The organism is Anoxybacillus sp., from assembly GCF_036834105.1.
Taxonomy (GTDB): domain Bacteria; phylum Bacillota; class Bacilli; order Bacillales; family Anoxybacillaceae; genus Anoxybacillus.
Window position 1 is genome coordinate 1 of the sequence record NZ_DAITON010000104.1, and the last position, 8,085, is coordinate 8,085.

Below are 8,085 nucleotides of genomic sequence, written 5' to 3' on the forward strand. Positions count from 1 at the left end.
AGTGAGGAAAATTTATGAAAATTGTTTGAATTTGTTTTATACATATACCTGTATATGTTATAAGATAGTACAATTATAAATGTAAAAAATTTTTCCAAAAAAGAAGGTGGTTGCAAATGGCAAATATTATTGTTGTCGGAGGAAACTTTGCCGGACTAACTGCAGCGCTCGAATTAAAGAGAAAGCTAGGAAGTGATCATCAAGTAACCGTCATTTCAAAATCGCCTGTATTTGTTTTTATTCCTTCACTTATTTGGGTGCCGTTTTCGGAGAGGGAAATAAAAGATATTACGTTACCTGTTGAACCAATTTTATCTAAAGCAAATGTAAATTTTATTCATGCGGAAGCATTAAAAGTAGATCCAGAACAACAAAAAGTTGAAACAACGAAAGGAACTTATTCATATGACTATCTTGTCATGGCCACGGGTCCTGATTTAGCATTTGATGAGGTAGAAGGGTTAGGAGAAAATGGGAATGTTTCGTGTATTTGTAACCCGAAAGGAGCAATGGATACGAGAAAAAGGTGGCAAGAGTTTGTTAAAAACCCTGGTCCTGTGGTAATTGGTGCAGCACCTGCAGCAGGATGTGCTGGCGCAGCATATGAATTTTTGTTTAACTTTGAGCAACAATGTCGCGCGTCGGGGATTCGTGATAAAGTGAATATTACATGGGTTACACCAGAACCATTTTTAGGTCATTTTGGGATTGAAGGTATTGCTGGTGGAGAGACGATGCTTAAAGCATTTATGAAAATGTTTAATATTCGCTACATCACAAATGCAGCAATTAAAAAAGTGACAGAAGACACAATTATTTTGGATGATGGGAGACATCTACCTTATAAGTTTTCAATGATTATGCCTGCTTTTTATGGGGCGAAAGTAGTGCGTAATTCTCCTGGATTAGGAAATCATCGTGGATTTATTCCGGTTCATGACACGTATCAACATAAAGTTTATCCAAATATTTTTGCGGTAGGTATTGCGGCAGACTATCCAGTTTCCTTTAATACAAAAGTACCATTAGGTATGCCGAAAACAGGGTATCCTGCCGATGAATCGGCAAAAACAGCAGCTGAAAATATTGTTCGTTTAATTCATGGTGAAAAGGTGTTAAAAGAAAAACCAATGGGGAAAATTCCAGGGCTTTGTATTATGGATGCAGGTAAAAAAGAAGTGTTTATTGTTACGAATTCATTATTGAAACCGAGAAAATTTGCACTGTTGTTACCGAATCCGCTATATGATATTGGTAAAAGGCTTTTTGAAAAATATTTTATGTGGAAAACAAAAAATGGACTCAGTTATTTGCCATAATATGTTTTGTATAGCACTTTTAAGGTAAAACCTTAAGAGTGCTTTTTTACTCATGTATAAATATATAATCAAAAAATGATGAAGTGCGAGTTTTTCAATCATCGTGGTAAAATAAAGTAGAATTTTACTTTTCATACTGGGGGACTGAACAATGACAACGACAACGAAAGTAAAGACGGACATTGAAATTGCCCAAGAAACGAAATTAAAACGCATTCAAGACATTGCAAGCGAACTTGATTTGTTAGAAGAAGAGCTTGAACCGTATGGGCATTATAAAGCAAAAATTTCCCTCGATGCGATGAAGCGGCTAGCGACGAAACAAGATGGTAAAGTCATTTTAGTGACTTCTATTAATCCAACGCCAGCGGGGGAAGGGAAATCAACAGTTACAGTTGGGCTTGGTCAAGCGTTACATAAACTTGGTAAAAAAGTGATGATCGCGATGCGGGAACCTTCCCTTGGGCCAACAATGGGAATTAAAGGTGGAGCAACAGGTGGTGGATACTCGCAAGTGTTGCCAATGGAGGAAATTAATTTGCATTTCACAGGCGATTTGCATGCGATTACGACAGCTAATAACGCTTTAGCTGCGCTTATTGACAATCATATTCATCAAGGGAATGAATTACGAATTGATACACGTCGTATTGTTTGGAAACGAGCGGTTGATTTAAATGACCGAGCGCTTCGGAAAGTAGTAGTTGGTTTAGGCGGACCAACGCAAGGTGTACCACGCGAAGATGGGTTTGATATTACGGTTGCATCTGAAATTATGGCGGTGTTTTGCTTGGCAACCGATTTGCAAGATTTAAAACAGCGTTTAGCAAAAATGGTTGTGGCGTATAACGTGGATCGTCAACCTGTTACAGTAGCTGACTTAGGGGTCGAAGGGGCGCTTACGCTTTTATTAAAAGATGCACTAAAACCAAATTTAGTTCAGACGGTAGAACATGTCCCTGCGCTTGTACACGGTGGCCCGTTTGCCAATATCGCTCACGGATGCAATAGCGTCATTGCGACAAAAATGGCACAAAAACTTGGCGAATACGTCGTGACAGAGGCAGGATTTGGCGCAGATTTGGGGGCGGAGAAATTTTTACATATTAAAGCACGCACGGCTGGAATTGAACCATCAGCAGTTATCATTGTGGCAACGATTCGGGCGTTAAAAATGCACGGCGGGGTAGGGAAACAACAACTAGCAACTGAAAATATCGAGGCGTTGAAAAAAGGATTAAGCAATTTAGAAAAACATATTGAAACGATTCAAGCATTTGGCTTGCCGTTTGTCGTTGCCATTAACCGTTTTATTACGGATACAGATAAAGAAATTCAAGCATTAACGGCATTCTGTGAAGAAAAAGGATATCCTGTATCGTTAACGGAAGTGTGGGAAAAAGGTGGAAATGGAGGAATTGATTTAGCTCATAAAGTATTAGAAGTAATCGAAAATACAAAAAGCATGTACACCCCGTTATACGAATTAGATGAACCGATTACGGATAAAATCCAAAAAATCGCGCGCATTGTTTATGGCGCAAGCGATGTTTCTTTTTCCGATAAGGCAAAAAAGCAAATTGAACAATTTACATCATTCGGTTGGGACAAGCTACCGATTTGCATGGCGAAAACGCAATATTCGCTTTCTGACGACCCAACAAAACTTGGTCGTCCGACGGATTTCACGATTACAGTGCGCGAATTAAAACCATCGATTGGCGCAGGTTTCCTCGTTGCCTTAACAGGAGATGTCATGACGATGCCGGGGCTACCAAAACAACCAGCAGCACTTCAAATGGATGTCGATGAATATGGAAACGCTCGTGGGCTTTTCTAAGTGAGCCATAAGGTGTAAAAGCGTCTCATCTGTGTGATGAGGCGCTTTTTATGAGTAAGCAAAAAAATTGAAATGTTGGCAGAAGGTATTATAATGTAAATATTCCATTTGTTTTATAGGGAGAGAGGAAAATGCAAGCAAGTGTTGAACAACGTACAAATATGCAAACTGTCGTGTATCCGATTTTAATTGCCATTAGCATTGGTCATTTGTTAAATGATGCGATGCAAGCTGTTGTTCCAGCGTTATTTCCGATTTTAGAGTCATCAATGAAATTGTCTTATACACAAATCGGTTGGATTGCATTTACGCTGAACATGACCTCGTCTATTTTGCAGCCGGTTGTTGGATTGTTTTCCGATCGCTATCCATCGCCAAGTTTTTTGCCGCTCGGTATGGGAGCGAGCATGTTAGGAATGATTGGATTGGCATTTGCGCCTAATTTTTTCTTTGTTTTATTGTCCGTTTTATTTATCGGATTAGGCTCGGCTGTATTTCATCCAGAAGGTTCGCGTGTCGTTTATTTTGCTGCGCGGGCGAGAAGGGGATTCGCTCAATCCATTTACCAACTCGGTGGCAATACAGGGAATGCCCTTGCCCCATTGTTTACAGCGCTCATTTTCGTTCCGTTCGGTCAAAAAGGAGCAAGTTGGTTTGTTATTGTTGCAGCCATTGGGATGTCTATTTTATTTTGGGTATCGAAATGGTATGCTCTTCAGCTGCGTCAACTGAAAAATCGTCCGAACAGAACAATAGAAGGAACGACACATACAAGCAAACGAATTATAGTTGCCCTCGTTCTTCTCGTGTTGCTAGTATTTGCACGTTCGTGGTATTATGCTGGGATTTCAAACTATTATCAGTTTTATTTGATGAAATATTATGATATTTCCATTCGTGAGGCGCAGCTTTATTTATTTGTTTTTATGATTGCTGGAGCGATCGGTACCGTTTTTGGCGGTCCGCTTGCCGACCGATTTGGGAGACGAAATTTAATTTTTGCATCCACGCTCGGTACGGCTCCGTTTGCACTCATTTTGCCATATGTGCCACTTCATTTCGTGTTGCCAATTGTTTTTGTTACAGGATTCATTTTATCATCTAGTTTCGCTACTTTTGTTGTTTATGCACAAGAGTTGCTTCCGGGAAATGTTGGAATGGCATCGGGGTTAATTGTCGGCCTTGCATTTGGAATGGGGGCGCTTGGTGCAGTTGCACTCGGAAAAATTGCAGACGTGTATACATTGAAAACATTGATGATTATATGCAGTTTTCTCCCTTTATTTGGTATATTGACGTTTTGGTTGCCGAAAGAAGCGTAGTGGCAAGCGCGAAGCTTGCCACTATACTGATGCTCGTTCAATCAAACGAACGGGCAGTTTCTCTTTTTTCGGCTCTGTCTTTTCGTTTGTTAACTGGTTGTATACCATTTGGAAAGCTTTTTTTCCCATGAGCGAAAGGGGTAACTCGATCGTTGTGATATGCAATGCTTCTGAAATAGGATGGTTATCAAAACTAACAATAGCTAAATCGTTTGGAACACGTAATCCGTATGTTTTTCCCCATAAAACAATTCCTGCAGCAACTTGATCGCTAGCAACGAGTAGAGCGGTTGGCTTTTCCTCGAGAGAAAGAATAGTAGATACAATTCGTTTCCCGTCATTCATATGCAAACAATGATGAAACATCCAATCAGGACGAACCGGGGCATGTATGCGTTGAAGCGCATCTTTGTAGGCTGCCATCCGCTTTTGGCTATTGATGCTCGTTGGTCGACTAAGACAATATCCGATTTTTGAATGTCCTTTTTTTATTAGGTAATCCATTCCAAGTGCAAAGGCATGGTAATGGTCGATGTATACAGAAAACGAGTTCGTCTCTTGTATATCTTCGCATAAAATGATTGGACCATCATCTGTATAAGATGCAATTGTTTCGAGATGAATGGTATGCGAACAAATGATTAGTCCATCCATTTGTTTGACACGTAGCATTTCGAGCGCTTCTAATTCTTTATGTATATCATAGTTTGTTTGAAAAAAGAGAAGATGGTACCCGTATCGCAATGCTTCTTCGGAAATTCCCTCTACAATCATGCTGAAGTATGGGTGATTGATAGTCGGTAACATCACTCCAACAATATTCGTTTTTCCTTTTGATAAGTGAACAGCATTAATATTTTTTTTGTAATTTAATTCATGAATGACGTCCCATACGGCTTTTCGTTTTTCTTCTTTAACATATGGATAACCATTAAGAACACGTGAGACAGTTGAAACAGAGACGCCTGCACGTTTTGCGATTTCACGAATATTTGCCATATCTTCACCTGCTTTTGACGACATATAGTTATATTTTACTTCTTTTTTGATGGAGGTGTAAAAGGTTTCATATTTCAGGAGGATTTTAGTCAGAATGATGTTGGATTGACAGAAATCGAGTGGCATAATGATGAAAAAAGTCATGAGTGTTGATTATCCAAAATTATACATACGCCTTCCATAAATTTGGGCATACTCAAACAAAGCAGCGGCCATCCCGGATTTCCAATCGAGAGGAAGCTGCCCAGAGAAAAAACGGCGAACGAACGAAATGAAGGAAAGAGAGACGTTCGTCTGTTTTTTGGTTTGATCATACAGCCATTGCAGCAACACATACGCGATGAACGCCGCAAACAGTTGGTTGTATACCGCATTTTCCGTCGTGCCAAACAAGGTCGGGACATTCAGATATTGCTTCACCCAACGGAAAAAGGTTTGGGAAACCGAAGCGAACGGCGGGTTTGGCGGTTGCACTTGGAAATGATCAACGCCAACAAGCGTTTCATGATGTCATAGGGAACTTCTTTCGCTTTCTTGGATACAGTTGAATAATGGAATCGCGGCAATCCATACAGAGGCCCCACATCGGCTCCGTGGCGAAAGCTTTTCCATTGATGCATGGCGGCCAGCAGGAAGAAGTGAATCAACTCGCGCAACGTAAAGGTTCGAGACGAATCACGATACCCAACCGCTTCGGCAATCAGTTGAATCTCTTCATCCGAAACAAGTTTTTGCATCAAATTCGGGAGTGTGGTATGCTTGTTCATAGAGAGCACCTCCTGGGTTTGTTTGTGTCGCTACTCACATTCTACAGGAAAGGTGCTCTTTTTTCTATACCCTTTGGATTTTATTGGATAATCAACACGCCTGTATTCGAAGTGTGATTTACACGACCAATGCCATCGAACGAACGATCAAGGAGATTCGGAAACGCCTAAAACCGATGAACAGTTTGAATAGTTTAGAAGCCGCTGAAAAAATCGTGTATTTGACCATTCAAGATTTTAATGAGAAATGGGCAGGGCGAAAGTTGCGAGGATTTGCCGAAGCGCATGAAGCCCTTCAACGAATGTTTGAAGAACGTTATCATTAACCAAATACTGTAAATAAACAAAATAGGGGGATTCTCCCTTTCCACACAGGAGACTGAATATTCAGTCTCCTGTGTGGAGAAAATCAGTCCCCTATCAATTCAAATCCATTTCAGAGAAACCCTACCCCATTACATTACACAAAATTCTTGACGGTACCGTATTTTCCAAATAAAATAATTATTGTGATAATTGTAATATAATGAATCTTTAGTTATATTAAAACCGCCCCTTATCCTATGTTTTGATTTTGTTCTGTTTCACAAGTGCATTACATGCCTAGTCTCAATCTTTCTAAGGGTGATCATTTTGAACGCTACAAAATTTTGTATAGCAACGTTTCTTTCAAACTTGGGGGATGTCATATACAGTGTTGTTATAGCTTGGTATATTGCTGATGTTTTACAATCAGGTTTTTTGATGGGAGCAGTTTTATTTTCCCTAGGTTTGTCGAGATTTATTGCTGGGCTTCTTTGCGGACCGGTTATTGATCGAATAGGGGCAAAGTTGTTTCTGTGGTTGTCAGACATGATAAGGGCAATTATTGTGTTAGTTTTGGCTATTCTGTTATGGGATCATACTATCTCTTTTGTAATTCTCATAATGGTCTCCGTTTTGTTTGGAGCGATTGATGCTTTTTATTGGTCAGCCTCAGAATCAATAAAGCCAAGATTAGTCGCTACTGAATATTTGAGTCGTCTCAATAGTCAATACTTCACTGTTGTAAGAACAACGATCATTTTGGGCCCTTTAATCGCCGCTTGGACGGTTGAATCAATCTCAATAGAACATTCCTTGATAGCCATTTCTATCTTATATGTATTTTCAACTTTTTTAATTTTGTTTATTGACTCTAAAAATAGTCATCTTGAAAATATGAACGATAATAATGACAAAACTTCTTACTTTTCGGATTTAAGACTTGGTTTTAGTTTTTTGAATAGACAAAAAATGATTTTTTATTTGGTTATAACTATGTTTTTTGTAAATATTGGAGCAAACGGGGTTAATGTATTGTTCCCTTTTTTAGCTAAAAATGTTAGTGATGATGCTAAGTATTTAGGATATATATATTCATCGATGTCAATGGGAAGTTTGTTAACTGGTTTAATCTTTTCAGTTAAAAGCATTCACAGGGTTGAATTGAAGATTATTTATTTATCTTTTCTTTTACAAGCTACTGGTATTGCTGCACTATGTTTCACCCGAAATTTTTTGATTATTCTAATTTTTGTTTTTGTAATTGGCTTAATTACTGGTTTTATAGGAGTCCTTATACCTACTTTTGTTCAACGTTCTGTGCCTATTCATTTATTAGGAAGAGTTAATAGTATTATGATGGCGATTTCAATGCTTTCAACGCCAGTAGCCCAGTTTATTTTTGGGGTCAGTGTTGATTATTTCAATATAAAATATCTTTTCTTCATTGCAGGTGCTTTGGGTATAGTTACTAGTTTATCTTCGTTATTAATTAATGAGAGAAAAGGTACGCCAAGAGAAACTGTAATGTAAAG

At 38.9% G+C, this 8,085-nt stretch carries 5 protein-coding genes and 2 pseudogenes; 5 read left to right on the plus strand and 2 right to left on the minus strand.

The annotated features are described in order from the left end of the window. Positions 1–116: 116 nt before the first annotated feature. From V7Z64_RS10070 to V7Z64_RS10080, 3 genes are all read left to right on the plus strand, one after another. Complete coding sequence (locus tag V7Z64_RS10070; protein WP_297992230.1) at positions 117–1,319, plus strand: NAD(P)/FAD-dependent oxidoreductase; 1,203 nt, start codon at positions 117–119, stop codon at positions 1,317–1,319. 151 nt (positions 1,320–1,470) lie between these two features. After that, complete coding sequence (locus V7Z64_RS10075) at positions 1,471–3,159, plus strand: formate--tetrahydrofolate ligase (protein WP_297992228.1); 1,689 nt, start codon at positions 1,471–1,473, stop codon at positions 3,157–3,159. A 131-nt stretch (positions 3,160–3,290) separates the two neighbouring features. Beyond that, positions 3,291–4,481, plus strand: coding sequence for an MFS transporter (locus V7Z64_RS10080; RefSeq protein WP_297992225.1), 1,191 nt, complete (start codon positions 3,291–3,293; stop codon positions 4,479–4,481). 21 nt (positions 4,482–4,502) lie between these two features. Here the strand turns inward: V7Z64_RS10080 and V7Z64_RS10085 are convergent, their stop codons facing one another. Further along, positions 4,503–5,480 carry a LacI family DNA-binding transcriptional regulator gene (locus tag V7Z64_RS10085; RefSeq protein WP_297992222.1) on the minus strand — a complete coding sequence of 326 codons (978 nt, stop codon included), beginning with the start codon at positions 5,478–5,480 and terminating at the stop codon, positions 4,503–4,505. A gap of 153 nt (positions 5,481–5,633) precedes the next feature. After that, positions 5,634–6,247: pseudogene (locus tag V7Z64_RS10090) on the minus strand (hypothetical protein). Between the two features lie 104 nt (positions 6,248–6,351). Between V7Z64_RS10090 and V7Z64_RS10095 the strand changes: the two are divergent. Next, positions 6,352–6,573: pseudogene (locus tag V7Z64_RS10095) on the plus strand (transposase); the annotation flags it as partial. A 298-nt stretch (positions 6,574–6,871) separates the two neighbouring features. Continuing rightward, positions 6,872–8,083: an MFS transporter gene (locus tag V7Z64_RS10100; RefSeq protein WP_064213934.1), complete on the plus strand. Its 1,212-nt coding sequence runs from the start codon at positions 6,872–6,874 to the stop codon at positions 8,081–8,083. Positions 8,084–8,085: the final 2 nt, after the last annotated feature.

Excerpts from the sequence above, each read along its gene's own strand:
- V7Z64_RS10085 (WP_297992222.1), bottom strand. The coding sequence starts at position 5,480 with ATGGCAAATATTCGTGAAATCGCAAAACGTGCAGGCGTCTCTGTTTCA.
- V7Z64_RS10070 (WP_297992230.1), top strand. The coding sequence starts at position 117 with ATGGCAAATATTATTGTTGTCGGAGGAAACTTTGCCGGACTAACTGCA.
- V7Z64_RS10080 (WP_297992225.1), top strand. The coding sequence starts at position 3,291 with ATGCAAGCAAGTGTTGAACAACGTACAAATATGCAAACTGTCGTGTAT.
- V7Z64_RS10075 (WP_297992228.1), top strand. The coding sequence starts at position 1,471 with ATGACAACGACAACGAAAGTAAAGACGGACATTGAAATTGCCCAAGAA.